Origin of the sequence: Stutzerimonas kirkiae, assembly GCF_004327335.1 — a bacterium.
Taxonomy (GTDB): Bacteria; Pseudomonadota; Gammaproteobacteria; order Pseudomonadales; family Pseudomonadaceae; genus Stutzerimonas; species Stutzerimonas kirkiae.
On sequence record NZ_QJUO01000039.1, the window covers coordinates 14,517 to 35,788 of the forward strand.

Annotated in this window: 16 protein-coding genes; 3 read left to right on the forward strand and 13 right to left on the reverse strand. The window is 66.3% G+C overall.

Translation table 11 applies throughout. The annotated features are described in order from the left end of the window. Positions 1 to 347: 347 nt before the first annotated feature. A complete protein-coding gene (locus tag DNJ95_RS16935) occupies positions 348 to 2,750 on the reverse strand; it encodes a PAS domain-containing protein (RefSeq protein WP_165491650.1) in 2,403 nt (800 codons plus the stop codon). A gap of 229 nt (positions 2,751 to 2,979) precedes the next feature. Between DNJ95_RS16935 and DNJ95_RS16940 the strand changes: the two genes are divergently transcribed. Continuing rightward, positions 2,980 to 3,432 (forward strand): A24 family peptidase, encoded by a 453-nt coding sequence (locus DNJ95_RS16940; protein ID WP_131185911.1) that lies wholly within the window; start codon positions 2,980 to 2,982, stop codon positions 3,430 to 3,432. Between the two features lie 172 nt (positions 3,433 to 3,604). Next, the gene (locus tag DNJ95_RS16945) at positions 3,605 to 4,357 is read left to right on the forward strand and encodes a response regulator transcription factor (protein WP_131185912.1); all 753 of its coding nucleotides are present in this window, start codon (positions 3,605 to 3,607) and stop codon (positions 4,355 to 4,357) included. Positions 4,358 to 4,646: 289 nt separating this feature from the next. Here DNJ95_RS16945 and DNJ95_RS16950 read toward each other — a convergent pair whose 3' ends face one another. From DNJ95_RS16950 to cpaB, 8 genes are read right to left on the reverse strand one after another with little or no spacing between them, the layout of a single operon-like run. Next, entirely contained in the window at positions 4,647 to 4,916 is a 270-nt protein-coding gene (locus DNJ95_RS16950; RefSeq protein WP_242671990.1) for a DUF3613 domain-containing protein, read from the reverse strand. Between the two features lie 32 nt (positions 4,917 to 4,948). After that, on the reverse strand, positions 4,949 to 6,100 hold the full coding sequence (locus DNJ95_RS19300; RefSeq protein ID WP_181953405.1) for a hypothetical protein: 1,152 nt from the start codon (positions 6,098 to 6,100) through the stop codon (positions 4,949 to 4,951). An 8-nt stretch (positions 6,101 to 6,108) separates the two neighbouring features. Next, positions 6,109 to 7,008 carry a type II secretion system F family protein gene (locus tag DNJ95_RS16960; RefSeq protein ID WP_131185913.1) on the reverse strand — a complete coding sequence of 300 codons (900 nt, stop codon included), beginning with the start codon at positions 7,006 to 7,008 and terminating at the stop codon, positions 6,109 to 6,111. Next, the gene (locus DNJ95_RS16965; RefSeq protein WP_131185914.1) at positions 7,005 to 7,880 is read right to left on the reverse strand and encodes a type II secretion system F family protein; all 876 of its coding nucleotides are present in this window, start codon (positions 7,878 to 7,880) and stop codon (positions 7,005 to 7,007) included. The genes DNJ95_RS16960 and DNJ95_RS16965 overlap by 4 nt, the downstream gene beginning before the upstream one ends. Then, positions 7,877 to 9,202, reverse strand: coding sequence for a TadA family conjugal transfer-associated ATPase (locus DNJ95_RS16970; RefSeq protein ID WP_242671991.1), 1,326 nt, complete (start codon positions 9,200 to 9,202; stop codon positions 7,877 to 7,879). Before DNJ95_RS16970 ends, DNJ95_RS16965 begins: the two co-directional genes overlap by 4 nt. Next, positions 9,199 to 10,377: a CpaE/TadZ family protein gene (locus DNJ95_RS16975; protein ID WP_131185915.1), complete on the reverse strand. Its 1,179-nt coding sequence runs from the start codon at positions 10,375 to 10,377 to the stop codon at positions 9,199 to 9,201. The genes DNJ95_RS16970 and DNJ95_RS16975 overlap by 4 nt, the downstream gene beginning before the upstream one ends. Positions 10,378 to 10,391: 14 nt before the next feature. Beyond that, positions 10,392 to 11,633, reverse strand: a complete 1,242-nt coding sequence (locus DNJ95_RS16980; protein WP_420824399.1) for a type II and III secretion system protein family protein — start codon at positions 11,631 to 11,633, stop codon at positions 10,392 to 10,394. 14 nt (positions 11,634 to 11,647) lie between these two features. Then, positions 11,648 to 12,595 (reverse strand): Flp pilus assembly protein CpaB, encoded by a 948-nt coding sequence (gene cpaB, locus DNJ95_RS16985; protein WP_131185916.1) that lies wholly within the window; start codon positions 12,593 to 12,595, stop codon positions 11,648 to 11,650. Between the two features lie 253 nt (positions 12,596 to 12,848). Between cpaB and DNJ95_RS16990 the strand changes: the two genes are divergently transcribed. After that, a complete protein-coding gene (locus tag DNJ95_RS16990; RefSeq protein WP_207388779.1) occupies positions 12,849 to 13,046 on the forward strand; it encodes a Flp family type IVb pilin in 198 nt (65 codons plus the stop codon). Between the two features lie 218 nt (positions 13,047 to 13,264). On the opposite strand, the gene DNJ95_RS16995 is transcribed toward DNJ95_RS16990, so the two are convergent. From DNJ95_RS16995 to DNJ95_RS17010, 4 genes are all read right to left on the reverse strand, one after another. Beyond that, complete coding sequence (locus DNJ95_RS16995; RefSeq protein ID WP_131185917.1) at positions 13,265 to 16,486, reverse strand: glycosyltransferase; 3,222 nt, start codon at positions 16,484 to 16,486, stop codon at positions 13,265 to 13,267. 17 nt (positions 16,487 to 16,503) lie between these two features. Beyond that, a complete protein-coding gene (locus DNJ95_RS17000) occupies positions 16,504 to 17,712 on the reverse strand; it encodes an HlyD family type I secretion periplasmic adaptor subunit (RefSeq protein WP_420824400.1) in 1,209 nt (402 codons plus the stop codon). Between the two features lie 3 nt (positions 17,713 to 17,715). Beyond that, positions 17,716 to 19,881: a type I secretion system permease/ATPase gene (locus DNJ95_RS17005; RefSeq protein WP_131185918.1), complete on the reverse strand. Its 2,166-nt coding sequence runs from the start codon at positions 19,879 to 19,881 to the stop codon at positions 17,716 to 17,718. After that, positions 19,878 to 21,272, reverse strand: a 1,395-nt coding sequence (locus DNJ95_RS17010) for a TolC family outer membrane protein (protein WP_338069649.1), incomplete at its 5' end; no start/stop codon positions are given. The genes DNJ95_RS17005 and DNJ95_RS17010, both read right to left, overlap by 4 nt.

Below are 21,272 nucleotides of genomic sequence, written 5' to 3' on the forward strand. Positions count from 1 at the left end.
ATCCCTGTAGCTCTTCGCCGCCATCCCTGGCGGCAAAGGCCCCGTCCCACCACCTGGCATCCGCACAGCCACCTTCAGCAGCGTCTGAGGGAAAGAGCCGGCGAAACCGAAAGCCTTACCAATGATCCAGCAGTGCTGCGACGGCTTTCTCCATAGTCGCCGCGGTATTTGCCGCGAGCCCGGCCAATCGCAGACTTGATTGCCAATCCAGCCGCAAGCAAGGCAGCCCCCTGAGGCCAGAACAGAGTCATCGGCGTCCTGGCACCCAGGGTCTGTTGACGTTTCGTCGCGACAACGCGGCTTGCGACGAAACGTCAACAGACCCTAAGGCACAGATGGGCACTGGCTCACCCCCTGACCGGCAGCAAGACGCTGAAGCAAGCGCCATTGCGCCGGTTGTCCACGCTCAGGCCGCCGCCCATCTGCTGCATGATGCCGTAGCTCAGCGACAACCCCAGCCCGGTGCCCTGGCCGACCGGCTTGGTGGTGAAGAACGGCTCGAAGATGCGCTCCAGCAAGGCTTCCGGCACACCGCCGGCGTTGTCTTCGACTTCGATCAGCAGTTGGTCGCCGCGCACACCCGCACGAATGCTGATCAGCGGTGCGGCGACATGCGCCGATACCAGGGCATCGCGCGCATTGACCAGCAGGTTGATCAGCACCTGCTCCAGGCGGTCCGGATGGCCGCTGACCTGCGGCAATTCGTCCAACTGGCAGGTCCACTGGATACCATGCCCGGCAAGGCCCGGGCACACCAGGGAAAGTGCGCCGTCGATGGCCCGGTCCGGCTGGAACGACTGGCTGTCGGCTTCGGAACGGCGCCCGAACACGCGCATGTGATCGACGATGCGGGTCGCACGCTGGACCTGCTCGTCCAGCCGCGCCAGCTTGTCGCCGAGGTAGTCCTCGGTCAGCCGGGTATCCTCGTGGCGCCGGATCAGGTTGCTCAGGGCGATGCGCATCACGTTCAGCGGCTGGCTGATCTCATGGGCGATCCCTGTGGCCATCTCGCCCAGGGTGGCCATCTTGGCACTCTGATAGAGCAACTGCCGCGACTTGTGCAGTTCGGTGTCGTCACGCCCGACGGCCTGCACTTCGAGCAACCGGCCCTGTTCATCGAAACTGCCGCGCACGGCCCACAGCCACCAGGCATTATCGTAGCCGGGCAACTGCATGCACACTTCCTGCATCGCCATCGGTTCCTGCGGCGACAGGATCGCCATGCTGGCCTGCAGCGCCTCGGCCTGCTCGGGCGTCATGAAGTCGCGCAGATCGAGGCTGCCTGGCGGCGCATCCACGCGTTGCAGGTAGTCGAGCAACGGGCGGTTGGCATACAGCAGCCGCAGGTCGGGACTATAGCGGCAGATCATCGCCGGCGAGTCCTCCACCAGCGCCCGGTAGCGCTCCTCGCTGTTGCGCAACAGCTCGACCGTCTGCCGGTTTTCACTCACATCCAGCAGGATGCCGACCGTTTCCACCGGCACGCCCAGGTCATCGCGCAGCAGCGTCACCTCGTCCAGCATCCAGTGGTAGGCGCCCTGGCTGTCACGCAGCCGGTAGTGATGGCTGATCTTGCCTTCGCGCAACAGGCACTGGATGCCGCACTTGAAGACTTCGCGATCCTCGGGATGCACGAACGCCAGCAGGCTCTGCCCATGCACCTGCTCATGCGTCCAGCCCAGCACCGATGCCAGGCTGGCACTGCTGAACTCCAGGCTCAGGCCACCCTGCCGGTAGCGCTGCACATAGATGATCGCTGGCGCGCTGTCGATCAGGCTCTCGAAACGGGCGTGGGCCGAACTGGCCAGCGCCTCCTGTTCCTTGACATGCTGGATGTCGAGGGCGAACCCGAGGATGCGCCGTGCCTCTCCATGCCCCTGCACTTCCGCATCGATACGGAACCAGCGGCACTCGCCGCCCGCACACAAGCGCAGGGCCGTACTGAAGCCCTTGCCGCCATCGGTGTCGCCCAGATGGGCCAGGAAGGCATCCCGATCCGCCGGGTGGATGCATTCGAGCCAGTCGCAATCGGCGCCGCAAAGCCCCAGCGCCTCACGCAGCGCCGGCGCCAGCACCCAGCGGCCGGCATGGGTCTGATACTCCAGCCAGCCGCTGCCGAACACACGCTGCAGCACCTCATGCCGGGCTGCCGTGCGTTGCGCATCATCCTCACGCCGCCGATGCAGCACTGGCGCCGCCAGTGAAGCGCAGAGCTGGCTCCACAGCGATTGCGGCAGCCCGGGAAGCGGCCTGCTGGGCGTACCCGCGCACAACAGCCAGGCCAGGCACCGCCCCTGCTCCTGGTAGGGCACACCCCAGACAGGCTCGGACAGGTGCGCCACGGGCAGTTTCTGCATGCCACCCAGGCCACGCTCGGCATATTCGTCAAGCTGCCGGCCAAAGCCTCCCTCGAGCAGCAGCGCCGGAGCGATACCGAAGGCCTGCGCCGACACCCAGTGCCCATCCCGCTCCAGCAACAGGGCGGACCAGGACAGGTCGAGACGTGCCGTCAATGCCCCGAGAAACTCCTCCAGCAGTTGCGGATGCACATCCATGCCGCTGCCACGCAACCGAATGGCCACATCAGCGACACGGGACAGCAGCTGCAACATGCCCTCCAGGTCGCTCAGACGCTGTGTCTGATCGAAGGCATCCAGCAGTTGCGGTCGATATCCGTCGGCAATGGCAACCAGCCCCAACACATCCTGCTTGCCCGCCACCCTGGCCCGGGAGGCCAGGATACCGTGCATGTCGCTTTCCTTTCGCTCTGCCGAGAACAGACGGGACTTAAACCACTCCCTCATGTCACACCTCCCTTTGCGCTAAGCGCAACAGCCATGGAGCGAACCACTCCCGCGTTTCTCATGTCAGTTAGCCAGCAAGGCAAATGCTTGACAAAGGCCATTCGTCAGAAAGTCGGAAAATCCGGCCTATCCGACAGCAAATGGTCGGAAAAACGCCATTACCCAAGGAGAGAGCATGGCCATGCTGTTACTGATCGCCTGGCTGGGCCTTTGCGCCTGGACCGACCTGCGGGAACGCCGCATACCCAATGCACTCATCCTGGGTGGGCTGGCGGTCGCCTGCACCTGGCTACTGGCGACCGGCCAGAGCCTTGCCGGCGCCAGCGTCGGCAACGCCCTGCTGGCTTTCCTGATCGCCCTGCTACTGACCCTGCCGGGTTATTGCCTGGGCAGGATGGGGGCCGGTGATGTCAAGCTGATGGCTGTACTCGGCCTGGCCAGTTCCGTGTCCCATGTGCTCTTCAGCACGCTGTTCGCCGCACTGGCCATGGTGATCGTCGCCTGGCTCGGCACGCGCCCGGAACAACGACAGGCGGGGCGCTCGCGAACCAGCCGCTACCGCCCCTATGCCCCGTTCGTTCTCGCAGGACTGCTGCTGTTCCAGGTAGGGATTGCACGAAGTAGTTAATCCAGAGCGAAACCCCTGGAAAGAGATAATGTCGGATCAGGGTAAGAGCAGCCATGAGCTGGAAGCCATCACCGCGTGCACGGCGCGCCCTGCGAACGTTCCGCTTGCTGCTGCCCTTGCCGTCCAGCCATTGAAAACACCGCAACTTTGCGCCTGATAGAAGGGACGACCGATGAAGCCCTCCATGGAAAGCCGTGAGCCGTACAAACTGCTGATCGTCGACAATGAGCCGCTGATCCTCGAGGAGCTCGAAGAATTCTTCAACGACCACGCCTTGTCCTGCACGATCTGCAACTCGCCCCAGGAAGCCATCCAGCGCTTCGAGGAAGACCGTGAGATCAATATCGTCCTCAGCGATCTCTACATGCCGGGCATGACCGGGATCGAAATGATCGCCAGCCTCCGCGCCTCGGCCGGCAAGCGCATCTTCGAGAGCATCCTGCTCTCCGGCCAGTCCGACAAGCAGGACATCATCATGGCGCTGCAAAGCGGTGTTTCCGACTATCTTGCCAAGCCCCTCGACCTCGACGCGGCCCTGGCCAGCATCAACCGCCTGCGCGGCGTCATCGAGCAGCGCCGTGAAGCCATGGAGCTGGAAAGCATCTTCAAGCGCCTGCAAAGCATCAGTTCCTCGCTGGAGGAGGTCTATCAGGAGATCAGCCAGGTCAAGAAACCGGGCCAGCCGCATGAACCCACAGTGCGCATGGCCGGCAACGGCGATTCCGCGGCGCTGGACAAGCTGTCGCCGCGCCAGCTCGAAGTGGCCCGCCTGATCGCCCGCGGCCTGAGCAACTACCAGATATCCCACGAACTGACCCTGAGCGAGAACACCGTCAAGCTGTACGTTTCACAGATACTGCGCATCACCCGCCTGCACAACCGCACACAACTGGCCCTGGCGCTGGCACCGAGGGAATATCCATAACAGCGGCAAGCAGGAATTAAATCAGCAATTTCTATTTTAAAGTAAACATGTATTTATTTTCGAACGCATGATTTCCCGCAGGAACGACCTTGGCCGCGAACCGCCCAGGCAGTAGAGGCTCAGGGTCCGTTGACGTTTCAGCGCGACCGCGCTTGCGTCCTGCGCAATCTCCAGGGATGGAGTGGATGCCGCAAGCCCGTCGGCAACGGGCGCGCCCTGGCCGGGGGCTATTTCTCGCGGCAACGCGGCTTGCGACGACACGTCAACAGCCCCTGGCGGGCAAGCGCGTTCAGCGGCGGCCTCTGCCGGCCATGTCCTGCTCGAAGCGCTCGGGAATCTCATGCTCGAAGCTTCCCAGCCAGCGCTGCAACGCCAGCTCCCGCTCCGCAGGCGTCAGTTGCTGCGGGTGACGGGATGCCGCGGTGCCTTCGCGCTGCATCCGTAGCCAGATATCCGTAGGCACTTTCGATTGCGCCGGGATCAGGGCGTTGCGCCGTGGCTCGTCGGCGCCGGCCTGGGTGGCCAGCATCATGGCCAGCGCGATCAGCATCGTTTTCATGGGCAAGACCTCCTGCCAGGGGGCTCTGCCGGCTAGGGGCCGGCGCGGATGATAGGGACCATGGCCGGCGGCGCGACGCGCTTGCCCGACGCCGTCCGGATACGCTGGACACCCGCCTGCGTGGCGACATCCTCGGCCGCGGCCAAGCGCTCATCGCCAGCGGCCGGCGCGGCCTGCAGCGGAATGCGCGGCGCTGCCGCCCCGGGCACGGCGGCAGCGGGCGGCGCACTGGCCGGGGCCCGCAACATATAAGAAGCCGCCGAAGGCGAAGGCACGGCGGGCAGCGCCGCGCTGGCCGCCGCATCCGGCGCCGCCAGCGCGGGCGCACCGACACTGGCGGGCCGCAAGGCCTCGGTGGTATCCGGATTGCGCAACAAGGGTGAGGTGGTCACCGGAGCGAACACCGGGATACTGCGCGGCACCACCCGGGTGACACTTTGCGGCTGACTCACCACCGGCGGAGCGGGCGGCGCGACCACGGCAGGTTTCGTCACGCCGGGGGCGGCCTGCGCCTGGGCGGAGGCGGGAGCATCGGCGCCACGCAGGGCCCTGGCGCGCTGCTCGGCACGGGTGAATTGCTCCGGGGTAATGGCGAAGCTCGCCACCAGCTCGCGGGCACGCTCCCAGTCATTGCCGTACAGCAGCAGGGTGACGTAGTTCTGCGCCGCGTGGTTGCTACCCTCGTCCAGTTCCATCGCGGTGCGCAATTCGAAACTGGCCCGCGGCAGGTCGCGCAGGCGCAGGTAGGCGACCCCCAGGTCATTGCGTTTAGCGGCGTCCACCGGGTCGAGTAGCACGGCGGTACGCAGGTGGCGCATCGCCAGGTCGGCATCGCCGGCGGCCAGCGCAAGCTGCCCAAGGCCATGCCGGCCTTCGGCGACCAGGCAGGTGCGCAGCAGGGCATTGAACTGTTCCCCGGCCTCGGGCCGCCCGAGCAGGCGCAACACCCTGGCCTTGCGCAGGCGCGCCTCGGGCAGGTCGCGCGGCAACAGGTCCAGGTTGGCATAGGCCGCATGCAGCTTGCCGCTGTCGATCATGTCCTGGGACAGGTTGATCGCCAGTTCCTGTTCCCGGGTCATCGGCACGCAGGCCGGCGGGGGCCTGACCGCCCGCTTGTCGTCCCACTCGGTCTTCGGTACCTGCGAGCAACCGCCCAGCACGCCCGCGAGCAGAAGAAAAATCATTGGGTGCCTCATCTCATACCCCCCGGGGCCATACTCCCCAATGCTCTGATGATCGCGATGAAGCCCGGCCCCGCCAGGACCATCAGCAATGCCGGAAACAGGAACAGCATCATGACCATCGACATCTTCGCCGACAGCTTGGAAACCCGCTCCTGCAGGCTCGTCATGCGCCGGTCGTCGAGTATCGCCTTCATCGCCTGCAGCGACGCCATGGCGCCCCCGCCCTGGTGGATCAGTTGTTCGAGAACCGCGAAACTGTCGCTCACCTCCGGCACATCCAGCATCCGTGCGGCCTGGCGCAGTTCGTCGCCCAGTTCGAGGCCAGCGTCCACCCGTGCCAGCACCTGGCGCAGTTCCAGGGCCAGGTGCGGAATGATCCGCGCGCCCTCCTGCACCAGCACACGCAGGGCCTGTTCCACCGTCATGCCCACCTCGAAGAGAATGCGCAGCACCGGCAGCATCGTCGATACATCCAGCGCCAGCCGCTGCTGTCGGCGGGCCACGGCACGCGCAAGCAGGCGCTTGGGAAGCAGATAGCCAAGACCCAGGGCGAACAGGATCGCCATCCAGGCCTGCTGCAGATGGCCCAGCGCCAGCCACTGGACGATGATCGCCAGCAATCCCAGCGACACCGGCAACCCCAGTTGCAGGGTCATGAACAGCGTCCGCTGCCCTGGCCGGCGCCAGCCCAGGCGGTCGAGCAACTGCCGTGTCTCGCCATCCAGCCGCCCGGCCCTGGCCAGCAGCATCCCCCCCTGCAGATCGCGCAATACGGCATTGCCCCGCACAGTGCCCTGGCCGATGCGCTGGTTGACCTGGCGCAGCAGCCTGCGCTCGCGCAGGTAGCCGCGCGCCAGCAGCAACGACGCCAGCGCCAGCAGCAGGGCACTGAGCAGCAGCGGGTTCATGCGATGCTCCTCATCATGCGCCACAGCAGCAGGCTGCCGACGATCTGCAACAGCGCGGAGCACAGCAACACCCAGCGCCCGGAAGCATCGCCCCACATACCGAGGATGAACGCAGGGTTGGTCAGGAAGATGTAGCTGGCCAGGCCGACCGGCAGGGCCCCGAGCAGGTAGGCGGTGATACGGGTCTCCCCGGTCAGGGCGCGTAGCTGCCGGGCCCCTTTGTCCCGATCGCGGATCAGCGCGATCAGGCTGGCCAGCAGATCGCTGGCGTTACCGCCATAACGCTGGTTGACGCGCACGCCCAGGGCCAGGATGCGCAATTCGTCACTCTCGTAGAGATCGGCGAAATCATCCATCGCGTCGTCCAGCGGCATGCCCCTGAGCACGTTGCGCGAGGTGCGGGCGAATGCCGAATTCAGCGGCTCGGCACTGTCCTGCATGGCATGCAGCAAGCCATCGGCCAGGGTCCGGCCGGACTTAAGGCTGCGTATCACCTGGTCGAGCAGCGCCGGCAATTGCTCGAGCATGCGCCGCAGCCGTCGCCGGTAACGCAGCCTGATCCAGCCCCCCAGCGCCAGCGGCACCAGCAGCAGGAGCAGGCAGAACCCCAGCCAGTTGCCCAGCAGCGCGGTCAGCAGCAGCACGCCCAGCACGCCTCCCGACACCACGCGCAACCACGGCCCGTGCAACTCCAGGCCGGCCCGTAGCAGTTCGCGCCGCAGCCACGGAAAACGCAGCGTACGCCGCTCGGCGTCGCGCGCCTGCAAATGCCCGAGCATCCGCTCGGACGCCACCTGGCGACGGCCCCTGCGCCACAGCCGCAACGCCCGGAGCAGCAGCGCCAGGGCCAACAGCCAGAGCGCCACGGTCATCGCGCAACGCCCGTCAGGTCGGCTTTCAGCTTCTCGCCCGCCACTGCGGCCGCCTCGCGCACGAACACGGTGGGGTTGCGCCGGTCCAGACGAAACAGGGTATTGGTGACGAAGACGCTGTCGCGCACCTCGACCACTTCGAGAATCTCGCTGACGCAGCGCCGGCCATCGGCCAGGCGCGTCAGTTGCACCACCATGTCGATGGCGGCGCAGATGGTCCGGCGCAGGGTGCGCTCGGGGACCTGGATGCCGGACATGCTCACCAGGCCTTCGAGCCGCAGCAGCGCATCCAGGGCATTGTTGGCGTGCAGGGTGCTCATGGAACCGTCATGCCCGGTGTTCATCGCCGCCATCACATCGAGCACTTCCACGCCGCGGATCTCGCCCAGGATGATGCGGTCGGGGCGCATGCGCAGAGCGTTGCGCACCAGCGCGCGCGCCGTGACCTCGCCATGCCCGTCGGCATTCGGCGGCCGCGTCTCCAGGCGTACCACATGGGCATGGCCCAGTTGCAGCTCGGCGGTGTCCTCGATGGTGACGATGCGTTCGCGGGGCGCAATGAACTGGCTGAGCAGGTTCAACAGGGTGGTCTTGCCGGTGCCGGTACCGCCGCTGACCAGCAGGTTGCAACGGCGCTGCACGGCGAACTCGAGGAAGGCCAGCATCTCCGCGCTGAGCGAGCGGGAAGCCAGCAGGTCGGTGGCTTTGTGCATGTCCCGGCGGAACTTGCGCACCGACAGGCATGGCCCATCCAGGGCCACCGGCGGAATCACCGCATTGACCCGGCTGCCATCGGGCAGGCGCGCATCGACCATCGGCGACGACTCGTCCAGCCGCCGCCCGAGCGGCGCCAGGATACGCTGGATGACGCGCAGCAGATGGCCGTCGTCCATGAAGCGCAGGCCGCTCTGGTGCAGCACGCCGCCACGCTCGATAAAGATATTCAGCGGCCCGTTGACCAGGATCTCGGTCACGGCCGGGTCGCGCAGCAGCACTTCGAGCGGCCCGAAGCCGGTCAGCTCGTCCACCAGTTCCTCGGTCAACTGGTCGATTTCATAGCGGGAGATCGCCAGTTGCCGACGGCGAATGTAATCGCCGCTCCTGTCCGCGACGAAGCGGCTGAGCACCGGCCGCGGGCTCTCCAGCAGGTTTTCGTGCTCGTCTTCCAGCGCCTCGATAAGGTGGCGATGCAGCGCCGACTTCAGCGCCAGCGCTTCATTGTTGTTCGCCGCCGCGCCGTTGTTCACCACCGCGCCGTTGTTCGCCACCACACCATCCGCCGCGCCACTGTTCGCCGCCGGCCCTGCCATCGTAACGTTCATCCGCGAATCCTCTCGAACAGACGCTGCATCACCGTCGCCCCCTGGCGACAACCTTCGCAGCCCTCGGCCAGCCCCAGCGCCAAGCGCCCCAACGCCCTGCTCAGGGCGTTGCGCGGTGCCCGCTCGCCCAGCGGCTGGCCCTGGTTGCGCGCGGCCAGGCGCAACTCGCCCTCCAACGGCAGCACATGCACGCACTGCAATTCGAAGGTATTCAGCAGCGTCCGGGCATCCGGCGCCACGCTGTCGATATAACGGTCGACCACCAGTTGTGCCGACTCCAGGCTCACTCCGCGCTCCTGCCAGTAGCGAATCAGCTCCAGGTTGCGGCGGCAGCCCGATACGCTCTGGTCCGCATACCAGTAGAGTTTCTGCGCATTGATCAACAGCGTGCGCAGCGCATCGCTCGGCGGTTGCCCGCAGAGGTTGATGATGACCTGGGCGAAGTTCTGCCGCAGCACCCCCAGCAGCAGGTAGAGCTCCGCCGAACCGTACTGGGCGATCGCCTCGTCGCCGCCGGCCAGGCCGAGTAGTCGCAGCCCGCCCGGGTGGCGGGCGAAGGCGCTGTCGATCAGCCCGGCATCCAGCCGGCGGATATTGCGCAAGGCATCGCCGAAACTGAACGTGGCCTCCACCCCCAGGGCCTGCAGCCCCTCGCCTACGGGCATGCCGATATCCACCAGCAGTGTCGGCCGCCCGCAGAGCGCCACGGCATGGGCCACCTGGCTGGCGACCAGGGCCGCATCGGCGTCGGCCTGGGCACCGTAGAACAGGCTGATGCGCCCTTGCCCACGCCGCTCCGGCAGCGCCGGCAGGCGCTGGCACAGGCGCCTGACCAGGCCGGCGATCTCGCTGCCGCGCAAACCGTAGGAAATGAAATCGCGGGCGCCGGCGCGCATCGCGCCGATCACCAGTTGATTGTCGAAACCATCGCCGATGGCCACCACCGACAGCAGCGGCCGCGCTTCCAGCAGCCCCTCGATCAGCGAACACTGGGCCGGGCTCTGTTCGAAGGAAATCTCCACGAACACCAGTTGCGCCGGCGTGACCTCCAGCAGCCCCAGCAATTCATCCAGGTCCTGGCCAGCGCGCAGCAACTGCCCCTGGGCCGCCAGCGCCTCCTGCAGCCAGTCGATCTGCGTTTCCGTGCGCACCGCCACGAGAAAGGTGTTATCCATATTCCCCGCCCCGTTCATTGGGACAGCCCGTTGAAGCGGTCGAAGCGGCCATCCTCGAGAAACAGCAGCCGGAACGAATTCGGATCGTAGCGGCGCAATGCCTCCCCCGGCAGCTCCGGCAGACGGGCATCGGCGGCCAGTGGCTGAACCAGGTGCGGCGTAACGATCATCAGCAGTTCCTTGTCTTCGCGCTGGATGCTCGAAGAGCGGAACAGCGCCCCCAGCACCGGGATGCTGCCCAGCCCCGGCAGCTTCTCCACCACCGACTGGTTGCGGGTATTGATCAGGCCGCCGATCACGAAGCTCTCGCCATCGGCCAGGGAGACCGTGGTGTCTGTGCGCCGCACCTGCAAGGCCGGCACCGTGGTGCCCTGGATCACCACGCCAGCGTTGTAGTCCAGTTCGCTGACCTCGGGCGCCACTTTCAGGGTGATACGGCGGCTGTCGATCACCGTTGGCGTCAGGCTCAGGCGTACGCCGAACTCCTTGTATTCGATGCTGATGCTGTCGCTGCCGCTGCTCGGCACCGGGATCGGCACCTCGCCCCCGGCCAGGAAGCTGGCGGTCTGCCCACTCAGCGCCACCAGGCTCGGGCGCGCCAGGGTGTAGGCGAAGCCGCTGCCCTCCAGGGCGTTGAGCGCCATGAGGAACTGGCGGCTGCCGCCGCCGAAGAGAATATTGAAACCGCTCTCGACCAATGGCGTGGCGGTCGCCGTGCCGGCGATTCCGCCAATGGGCACGGATGCCAAGGTATTGCTGCCAGGCGAGCCGAACAGAAAGTTGTTCGAGGAGGTACCGAACATACGGATGCCGACTTCCTTGACCTTGCTCCGACTGACCTCGACGAAGCGCACATCCGCCTGCACCTGGCTCGGCAACAGCGCCTGTGCCGCCGCCAGTTGCGGGTTCTCCAGCGCCACGCTGGCCGCCCCGCGCACGAACACCATGCTCTGGCGCGGCGCACTGGAACAGTCGGTCCAGATACTCAGGTTGGTCACCCCACCCTGCTTGCCGACCAGCAGAAAGGCATCGCGGCTGGTCATGTTGACATCCGCCACCGCCGGATCGCCCACCGCCAGCCGCTTTATCGCTACCGGCAGGCGCAATTCGCGCTGCATGCCCTGGGCGATCTCAAGGGTCGCCGCCTCGGCCTGCAGCCCGGCACAGCCAGCCGGCGCGGCCTCGGCCGTTGCGGCCAGCGCCCAGCCTCCCGCCAATAACCATCCCATGCGTGAAATACGGCTCATTGCGCTCATGTTCGGTCCTTGATTCAAAAGTTCTGCCGGGAAACCTCGGCGCCCCGGTGCACCTCAACGCCGCTGGCGCGAGCCGCGGCGGCGGCGGTCCTTGCCGGGGCGGAGCGCGCCGGGGGGGGAAGCGCCAGCTTTTCGAAACGGATCAGTTGCCGGGCGATTTCCTCCACGTCCCTGGCAGCCGGCCCCCCCGCGTAGTGCCTGGCCAGCAATTGCTCGTCGGCACTGCGCACGGCCAGGCGCAAGGTCCCGGCCTCCGCAGCCAGCAGAACGCGCGTCACCAGCGCCGCCGGTACCGCCAGCACCGCGCTGCGCGGCACATCGCGCCGGGCATTCGCCGCTTCCCTGGCGTTCGCCGCCAGCGGCTGTGCCGGCAGGCCATCCAGGGTGGTGCCCAGCGCATTGCCATAACCGAGCACACGCAGGCCGGGAATCACCACCTGGGCGCTCTGGTCGGGGTTGCCATCGCTTTTCCTGGCATACAGCAGCAAGTCGACATAGTCGCCGGGCAGCAGATGGCCACCGGCGCCGACCACCTCATCCACACTGATGGCCAGGGCGCGCTCGTCGGCACGGATCATCCGCGCCAGCGGGCCGCCCTGTTCGAAGTTGCTGTGGTGGGCCAGGGTGCCGGCGGGGATATCGAACCAGACGCTGCGCCCGAGCAGTTGCTCGATGGAGGAAAAACTGCCGGCGGGCGCGACCCGCAACCGCTCGATGGCCAGGTCCTCCGCCACCAGCGGTACATGGGGCCGGATGCCGCGGGCGAACACCACCACGGGCGTGCGCGGTTCGCGCTCGATACGCTCGCCGGGCTGCTCCAGCAAGGGCGCCGACGGGTTCGCACTGGCGGCCGGGCGGGTTTCCGGCTGCGGGGCGCGGCTCAGGGCCAGCCCCCAGTAACCGGCGACCAGTGCTGCCACGAACAGCACCAGCGCGAGGAGAAGGTTGGCGCGACCACTCATAAGGCTGCTCTCCCTGCATGTCCGGCCGAAGCGCCAGAAGACTTCCAGGCCTGCCTGGTGCGCATGGCGCACCTACGACGCCGCAACCGACGACTCCCTTGTACGGGCTTATTCCGGTAGCGGCGATTCGATACTACTGCATGCCGCCCGGGCATCCATATATGCACATATATATAGTCGGATAATACTATTTACGACTTGTACTTCATGGCCAACAATCAAGACTCGATCGGTACCCTCAAGGACGTACGCCATGAAAGATTTCATTACGTTGTGCTATATGAAAGGCAAGTTGTTTCTCAAGCGCGAAGACGGGGCTTCGGCTATCGAGTACGGAATTATCGCGGGCCTGATTTCCATTGTGATAATCGGTGCCGCCAGTGCGGTCGGAACCGATCTCGCGGCCATATTCGAAAGAATCAAGGATGGTATTGCCGCGTGGGATGCTTGATAAACACGTAGGATGGGTCGAGCGCAGCGATACCCATCGACTCACGAAGTACCGGGGCCGCAATGATGGGTATCACCTTCGGTTCGACCATCCCACGCACTGAAACGATAAAGAACGAACTACGGCAAAACCGCCATAACTACATATAGCCGGCAGGTATAGGGTTTTTCTTATTACCGAGAAAGTCCATATTCGAGCGTATGCATCGGTCTGGTTGGTTACTCTTCATGCAATAAAGCGCTCCACATCCTCGCGACATCCTGCACAAGAACTTCCGCACTCATCGAATAGGCGCCATCCGAAAGCGCCCTCAACAGTCCCTGCCCGGCAAATACCCTGTCCAGCGCATCCACCGCCCCCTGGATATCGCCATCGGCAATCAGCAAGCCATTGCGCCCATGTTCGATCAGGCTCGCCGGCCCGTAGGGAATGTCATAGGCCAGCACCGGGCAGCCATGGCCCAGGCTTTCCTGCACGGCCAGGGGAAAGGCCTCGCGCCGGCTGGTGAGCAGGGAAAAGCTCGCCCGGTCGAGGACTTCCCCGACGTTCTCGACGTAGCCCATCAGCCTGACCCGCCCCTGCAAGCCCAACTCGTCGATACCGGCCTCGATTGCCTGGCGCAGGCTGCCTTCGCCATAGATATGCAGGCGCTTGCGCGGATGCCGTTGCAGCAGCCGGGCCATGATCTGCAGCATGTCCTCGATGCGCTTCTCCGCCGCCAGGCGCACGAAGGCCACCAGCAGATCGGGGTCGCGCGACTGGAAGTCCACCCGCGCCACGCGCTCACCGGTATGCGGGATCGCCCGCAGGGCATAGGGCGCCTGCGGAAAACGTCGCCGCACATCGTCGCGCTGCTGCGGGGTCAGCACCACGCAGGCGTCCACGTCCCGCCCGCTCAGGGCTGCCCGGTAATGACCATTAAGGCGGCCCGTCAGCAGGTCATCCTGCTCCGCCGCCACATGGCAGCTATGGATGATGGAAACCAGGCGCTGCCGCCGATGGCGCTTCAATTCGCACAGGGGCCGGAACCAGGCGCGGTGCTTGTCGATCAGGAAAGCATTGCCCTCGGTAGAGATCCAGCGCTGCAGCCACCAGCCGGCCAGGGCCGGTTCGGAGTCGAAGCAGGTATCGGGCAGGCCGTCCCGGTTGAGCAGCAGGATACGATCGAGCGTGCCCGTCTGCGCTTGCCACAGGCGTATCAGGCGCATCCGCCCCCGTGGCGTGAAGCCGTCCTCGCGCACCACCCGCCCCTGCTCGTCGAGCTGCTGTGAAAGCGCCAGTTGCCCGAAACGATTGAAGTGATCGCGGCGGATTTTCCGGCCATTGGCGAAGTGATTGATATAGGCCAGCCGCTCCAGGCTCTCGTCGCGCCAGACCACGTACATCACAAGCCTGCCGTGCTCGTCATGCACACGCTGGTGGCCGCTCTGCGCCAGCGCCTGTTGCGTCCAGCCGGGTTGCCAGGGCAGTGCGGCCGGCGGCAAGCGCTCGCCCTCGGCGATCCGCAGGATATCCTCGTAGAGGTTTAACAGCGCCACGCGCTCATTCACCCAGCCGATACGCTGGTAGTGCCGCCAGTTCTCCATCACCGACAGGTTGAGTTTCAGGCTGAGGACCCTGGGTACGATGCCCAGGTGCTCGACGAACAGGTTGGCGCGCTTGAGCGCCGAGCGCTCGATACCGGTCAGGCGCTTGCCGAAATCCTCGTTGCAGAAGTAGCAGTGGCGATCCCGGCCATTGACCGGCGGCCCATCACCCGCCGGATCGGGCAGCGCCGTGCCGGGGGTTCCCGGCGGCGTGCCAGCGGCGGCTTCACCCAGGTATTTCCAGTAGGCCACATAGCCGGAAAGGTAGTGCTCGACATCGTCGATACGCACCCTGTAGCTGTGGTGGCGGATGAAACAGCTACCGACGATACGCCCAGGGTTCTTGAAGAACATCGCCAGTTCCGGCCAGAAGAAGCCGTTGAGCAGGTAACGCGCCCGATGCTCCAGTGCTCGCTGGAAGGCTTCCAGGTCGAAGTCATCCAGTAGATGGACCATCCCGGGGTCGCCCTGGATGCGCTCGATCATGCTCCGCGCCGCCATCATCAACTCCAGCAGCGTCGGATAGGTGGTGATACGTTCGAGCACGAAACCCAGGTGATCGCGCACGTTATCCAGGCCGAAGCGGTAATAGCGCTCTTGCGGCCGATAGCGCGTCAGTTCGTTCACGCAATAGCCCAGCCAATGGTCATGGGCCTGCCAGTGGCGGGCCTCGATGAAATGCTCGAAGGCCCGCTCGACCGCCGCCAGCCAGCGCTCATCTCGGCTCAGGCCATACAGGCGGACCAGGGCGAAAGCGGCCTCGCCGTCGTAATAGACGATGCGCGTCTCTTCCTTGAGCGACAGTCCGGGGCAGTCGAGCACATGTACGAAAGCCCCGCTGTCCGGCTTCTGCATGAACAGGATGCCCCGCGCCAGCGCTTCCATCAGCGGCAGGTAACGGCGGTCGCCGGTCAGTTCCGTGTATTTCACCAGCGCCAGGATGCTGACCGCGTTGCCGCCCAGTTTTATCTCGTTGCCGGTGTCGCGCAGGAACGCCGCCTGGCTGCCGTCCTCCAGCACATGCGGATGGATCAGGCGCCGTTGCAGGTAGCCCAGTGCCCGCTCGATGGCCTGCAACTGCCCTGGCAGGCGCTCCAGTTCCCAGCCCTCCAGCAGGGCGTAGGTGGAGCTGGCATGGCGGAGTGCGTTGTAGGTCGGGATGGGCCGGTCGAAACAGGGGAACCAGCCATAATCGTAGGCGCCGCTGGCCGTGACCTGGCGCGCCAGGTAATCCGTGGCGCTGTCGATCAGGGCGCGTACCGGGCGTTCGCCCCAGTCCGGCACCTGGCGGTAGCCCGCATGCGGCCCCTGGTGCTCGATGAGGTGGGCGCAACGGGTATCGCTGAATACCGCGCGGGTGGTGAAGGTCCAGATCGGCTCGTCCCCTTTCGGCCAGCACAGCGCCTGGCCGAAGCGGCGCTTGCCGTAGCTGGCGAGGTTGGCGTCGTTGGCCACGGCATGCTCGCAACGGTTGTCGTACAGCAGGGCGTTGGCGCCGAGTTCCTCTTCCAGCATGGCGATGGAAAAGTCTTCCGCCAGGGCCAGGCCGTATTTCAGGTAATTGCGCTTGGTGTCGCGCAGGCAGGCATCCAGTTGCGCCCAGCTCCACTGGCGCACCTGATCGACCCGGTCCACCCGCAACCACGAGGGGCGCACGCCACTCTGCCGCTGCCAGCGCCGCAGGCGCGCCGCGCCAGCCCTCCAGGCCCGCTCCAGGTCGCCGCCCCTGGCGATCTGCACATGGGCGCGTTGCGAACCGTCGCTGACACTGAAGAACAGCGTGCAGTGCGGCGCCTGTACGTCGATATCGTCCAGCAATGGCCGAACCCTGGCCAGCAGGTCACTCAGTGACATTCACACTCCTTGCCCCATCAGCGCTCACGCAAAGCCTCGCGCGCCCGGTTGAACGGCTTGACCAGGTAATCCATGACGGTCTTCTGCCCGGTCTTGATGTCGACGCTGGCGATCATCCCCGGCACGATGGAGAAACGCTTTCCGGCGCTGTTCTCCAGGTAGTCGCTCCGGGTGCGGATATACACCCGGTAGTAGAAATTGTCCGGCTTGACCTCGTCCTGGATGGTGTCCGGCGAAATCGTCACCACCTGCCCCTGCAGCCCGCCATAGATGGCGTAGTCATAGGCGGTGATCTTCACCAGCGCCTTCTGCTGCGGATGGATGAAGGCGATGTCGCGCGGGGAAATGCGCGCCTCGATCAGCAGCCGGTCATCCAGCGGCACGATCTGCATCAGTTGCCCGTTCGGCGCGATGACACCGCCGATGGTGGTGATGGCGATGTCCTTGACGATGCCGCGCACCGGCGAGCGATGGGTCAGGCGCTGCAGCGAGTCCGAGCGGCCCTTGAGCACCGCGTCGAGCATCTCCACCTCGGCGCTGGCCTTGGCCATTTCCTCGCGCGCCTGCACCACGTACTGCGAGCGCAATTCCACCGCCTTGAGCTGCAGTTCGGACTGCTGTCGGCGCAGGCGCAGCACCTCGACATTGCTGGCCGCCCCGCCGGCGGCCAGCGACTCGGTGATCGCCAGCTCACGGCGCACCAGCGACAGCGACTGCTGGAGGCCCGACAGCGACTCGTCCAGGCGCTGGCGACGGCTCTGGTACAGGCGCGTCTCGGCCGCGATCAATGCGGGAAAGGCTTGCAGTTCTTCAGGGAACACCAGGGCCGCCTGGTTCACCTCGGCCTGCAACCGCGCCAGGCTGGCCATGGCCGCCCGATGCCGGGCGGCACTCTCGCCGACGTTGGACTCGGTCAGGGTCGGGTCGAGGCGCGCCAGCACCTGCCCGGCCTCGACGATATCGCCCTCGGCCACCCCGAGCTCGGCCAGGATGCCGCCCTCCAGGGTCTGCACCAGTTGTTCGCGGGAACTGGGAATCACCTTGCCGCCGCCGGTGGACACCTCGTCCAGTTCGGCGAACCAGGCCCAGAGCACGAAAACCGCGAGGACCGCCGCGGCGGCCAGGATGATCCGCAGCGAGCCCGACAGCCGCGCATCGTCCACACCGTGCAGCTCTTCCAGTTCCATCAGCGCCGTCCAGGCGGGCGTAGTGGATGCCTTGCCCATGGCCTAGCCCCGCTCGCGAAACGCGGAAGTGCGTGACAGGCGCGCGATGGCCTGCTCCTTCGGTGCATCCAGCAGGATGCGCCCGGCCTCGACCACGATCACCCGCTCGACCAGCCGCAGCACCGCCAGCCGGTGGGTGGCGACGACCAGGGTGCGCCCGCCGGTCCAGGCCCCCAGGCGTTCGAGGAACTGCTGCTCGGTGCTGTCATCCAGCGCTGCCGTCGGCTCGTCCAGCAGCAGGATATTCGGCTGGCGCAGCAGCAGCCGGGCCAGCAGCAACGACTGCCGCTGCCCGCCGGAAAGCCCCACGCCGCCCTCCATCACCGGGTATTCGAGGCCCTGCGGCAGGCGCGCGAGGAAGTCGGCGGCGCCACTCATGGCCAGCGCCTCGACGATCTCCGCATCGCCGGCCAGCGGCGCGCCCAGGGTCAGGTTGTCGCGCAGGCTGCCGTGGAACAGGCGGGCATTCTGGGTCAGCAGGCCGACATCGCGGCGCACATCGGCCGGGTCCAGGTGCGCCATGCTGATGCCATCCAGGCACAGGCTGCCGTCGACCAGGTCGATCCCGCCCGCCAGCGCCTGCAACAGGCTCGACTTGCCCGCGCCATTGCGCCCGAGCACCGCGATCCGCTCGCCGGCGCCGATCTCCAGCTTCGCCACCTGCAATGCCGGGGCGGGCGCGTCGGGGCTGTAGCGGAACAGCGCGTCCTGCAACAGGTAGTCCCCGCGCAGTACCGGGCGCTGCACACGGCTGCCGCCCTCGGGCTGGTCCAGCGGCAACTGCATGATGCCGTCCAGGCTGCGCATCGCCACCCGCGCCTGCTGCCAGCGGTTGAGCACCTGGGTCAGTTGCCCGAGCGGAGCCAGCATGCGCGACGACAGGATGCTGGCCGCCACCAGCGCGCCGGTGGTCATGTCGCCGGCCATCGCCAGTGGCGCACCGAACAGCACCACCACCGCGAACACCGTGCCCTGTATGGTCTGGCTCCAGTTGTTGAGGCCATGCACCAGGCGCCGCATCGCCACACCGGACTGCGCCGTCTCGGCGTTGTAGTGGTTCCATTGCTGCTGGATACGGCCCTCGGCCTGCATCGACTTGACATCCTCCAGCCCCTGCACCGTTTCCACCAGCAAGGCGTTGCGCAACGCGGATTCGCGCATCGAGGCCTGCGCCCGCCGCCCCAGCGCCCGTTGCGCCAGCAGGCCGGGCAGCAGCATCGCCAGCACCGCCGCCAGCGGAATCCACACCAGCGCCGGCGCGATCAGCCAGAACACCAGCAGAAACAGCAGGAAGAACGGCAGGTCGGCCACGGCGCCGACGGTGCTGGAGGTGATCAGTTCGCGCACCTGCTCCAGCTCGCGCAGTTGCGAGATAAAGCTGCCGGTGGAGCGTGGGCGGGCCGAGTTGCGCAGGCGTATGGCGTGGCCGAAGACCCGGTCGGAGATACGCATGTCCGCCCGCTTGCCGAGGATATCGGTGACATGGTTGCGCATCTGCCGCATGACGAAGGCGAACAGCGCCGCCAGCAGCACGCCGCTGAACAGCACATAGAGGGTCGGCATGGATTCGGCGGGAATGACCCGGTCGTAGACCTGCATGGAAAACAGCACGCCGGCCAGCCCCAGCAGGTTGATCAGCAGCGAGGCCAGCATGACGTGCATGTAGGGTCTCGGGTCGCGCAGCACGATGCGCCACAGCCAGTGCTTGCGATAAGGCTCGATATAGCCATCCACCCGGCTGTCGCGCCGCCCTCCCAGCGGCCGCAGTACGGCGGCACGCCGCACTCCGGCGAGGAAGTCCGCCCTCGGCAGCGCGATCGGCAGGCCCTGGTCGCCCACCAGGCGCAAGCCGACCGTGCCCTCGGGGTCTATCGACTCCAGCACCCCGACCTGGCCATCCTCCATCTCCACCACCATCGGCAGTCGCCAGGCCGACAGGCTGCTGTCGCCCAGGCTGGTGAAGCGCAGGCCCAGCCCGGCCTGGCGCGCCACCAGTACCAGGCAGGCATCCGCCCCGGCGGCGATATTCCAGCGCGCGGCCAGGCGCAGGGTCTCCGCCGAACAGTCCAGCCGGTAGTGGCGGGCTACCGCGATGATCGCCTCGACCCAGTCGTCCTGCGTCGGCGCCGGCCCTGCGTCGGCGCTCGACGGCTGTTCGAGGGCGCTCATGGCCGCACCTCGACACCCTGGATACGCCGCCCATCCAGGCCGAAGGCGCCACGCAGGGCGCCACTGGCGTACAGGCAGGTCAACTGCAACTGGCGCAGGTCGGAGAGGATGTTCTGCCAGTCGAAGCGCGACTGGTGGATCTCCTGCTCGGAATTGAGCAGGTCGAGCAGCGGCCGCGAGCCCAGTTGCAGGTATTGCTGGTAGTAGAGGTCGCGGGTCTGCTCGCTTAGGGCATAGCGGTTCTGCAACACCTTGAGGTTGCCGCGCAGGCTGAAGGTCTGGCTGCGCGCCTCCATCAGGCTCTTGCGCGTCTGCAGGCCGGCATTGCGCAGTGCAGCATCCGCCGACTCCAGGGCATGGCTGGCCGCGCGTTTCTGCGCGGACAGGGCACCGCCCTGGTACAGCGGCATGTTCACGTTGAGAAAGATGCCATGCCGGGTACGCTCGCTGTTGTCGCTGGTCGTATGGTTGTCGTTGAGGTAATGGGTCAACGACGGGTCCAGGGAAATCGTCGGCAGCGACTGCGCCCTGGCGTTCTGCAGCCGCGCCATGGCCTGGCTGCGCTGGGCCTGGGCCGCCAGCAGCGCCGGCACCAGTTGCCCGTCCGCCGCGCCCGTGGCGCAATAGTCATCGATGGCATCGGGAAAGGCATCGGATACCGCGGCGATGCGCGGCCAGCCCAACTGGTTGGCCAGCGAACCGCGCCAGCGCTCCAGTTGTGCCTGGTATTGCAGTTGCAGGGAACGTGCGCCGCTCACCCGCGCCTCGCTCTGCACCACATCGGAGCGCGAGCTGGCGCCCTTGATGCTGCGATCCCGCGCCAGCTCGGCGACCGTTTCCAGGCCGTCCACCTGTTCCTCGGCAATGCGCTGGAGGTTCTGGTAACGCTGGACTTCCACCAGCGCCTGGGCCGCCTCGAGGGCCACCTGGTCGATGCTCGACAGCACATTGGCCTGTTGCTCCAGCATGCCCGACTCGGCGGAGCGCACGGCGCTGGAGACCTTGCCGAAGTCATAGAGCATCTGTGAAGCGGACAACACGAAGGAGGGGCTGAAGCCATTGCCCTGGTAGGCACTGTCGTAGCCGGCCTGGAAACCGCCGCTGACCTGCGGGTAATAGCGGGCGCGCTCCACACCGATCTGCTCGCCCTGCATCAGCAGGCCGCCGACCGCCTCGGCGATCGCCGGGTGCCATTGCACACCACGCTGCACCGCCATGCCGATATCCAGCATGGCCGGCACCTGGAGCTGCCGGTCGTCCTCCTCGGGCAGCAAGGCGAAACCGGGCAACTGGCTGGAAAGACGGCTGTCCAGGGTGGCCGGGCTGATACGCAGGTTATCCTCTGCCGCCGCCAATGCACCGGCGATGCTGAATAACAGCCAGGCAGCGAT

Coding starts and splice junctions, on each gene's coding strand:
- DNJ95_RS16935 (WP_165491650.1), bottom strand. CDS start 2,750: ATGCACGGTATCCTGGCCTCCCGGGCCAGGGTGGCGGGCAAGCAGGAT.
- DNJ95_RS16940 (WP_131185911.1), top strand. CDS start 2,980: ATGGCCATGCTGTTACTGATCGCCTGGCTGGGCCTTTGCGCCTGGACC.
- DNJ95_RS16945 (WP_131185912.1), top strand. CDS start 3,605: ATGAAGCCCTCCATGGAAAGCCGTGAGCCGTACAAACTGCTGATCGTC.
- DNJ95_RS16950 (WP_242671990.1), bottom strand. CDS start 4,916: ATGAAAACGATGCTGATCGCGCTGGCCATGATGCTGGCCACCCAGGCC.
- DNJ95_RS19300 (WP_181953405.1), bottom strand. CDS start 6,100: ATGATTTTTCTTCTGCTCGCGGGCGTGCTGGGCGGTTGCTCGCAGGTA.
- DNJ95_RS16960 (WP_131185913.1), bottom strand. CDS start 7,008: ATGAACCCGCTGCTGCTCAGTGCCCTGCTGCTGGCGCTGGCGTCGTTG.
- DNJ95_RS16965 (WP_131185914.1), bottom strand. CDS start 7,880: ATGACCGTGGCGCTCTGGCTGTTGGCCCTGGCGCTGCTGCTCCGGGCG.
- DNJ95_RS16970 (WP_242671991.1), bottom strand. CDS start 9,202: ATGAACGTTACGATGGCAGGGCCGGCGGCGAACAGTGGCGCGGCGGAT.
- DNJ95_RS16975 (WP_131185915.1), bottom strand. CDS start 10,377: ATGGATAACACCTTTCTCGTGGCGGTGCGCACGGAAACGCAGATCGAC.
- DNJ95_RS16980 (WP_420824399.1), bottom strand. CDS start 11,633: ATGAGCGCAATGAGCCGTATTTCACGCATGGGATGGTTATTGGCGGGA.
- cpaB (WP_131185916.1), bottom strand. CDS start 12,595: ATGAGTGGTCGCGCCAACCTTCTCCTCGCGCTGGTGCTGTTCGTGGCA.
- DNJ95_RS16990 (WP_207388779.1), top strand. CDS start 12,849: ATGAAAGATTTCATTACGTTGTGCTATATGAAAGGCAAGTTGTTTCTC.
- DNJ95_RS16995 (WP_131185917.1), bottom strand. CDS start 16,486: ATGTCACTGAGTGACCTGCTGGCCAGGGTTCGGCCATTGCTGGACGAT.
- DNJ95_RS17000 (WP_420824400.1), bottom strand. CDS start 17,712: ATGGGCAAGGCATCCACTACGCCCGCCTGGACGGCGCTGATGGAACTG.
- DNJ95_RS17005 (WP_131185918.1), bottom strand. CDS start 19,881: ATGAGCGCCCTCGAACAGCCGTCGAGCGCCGACGCAGGGCCGGCGCCG.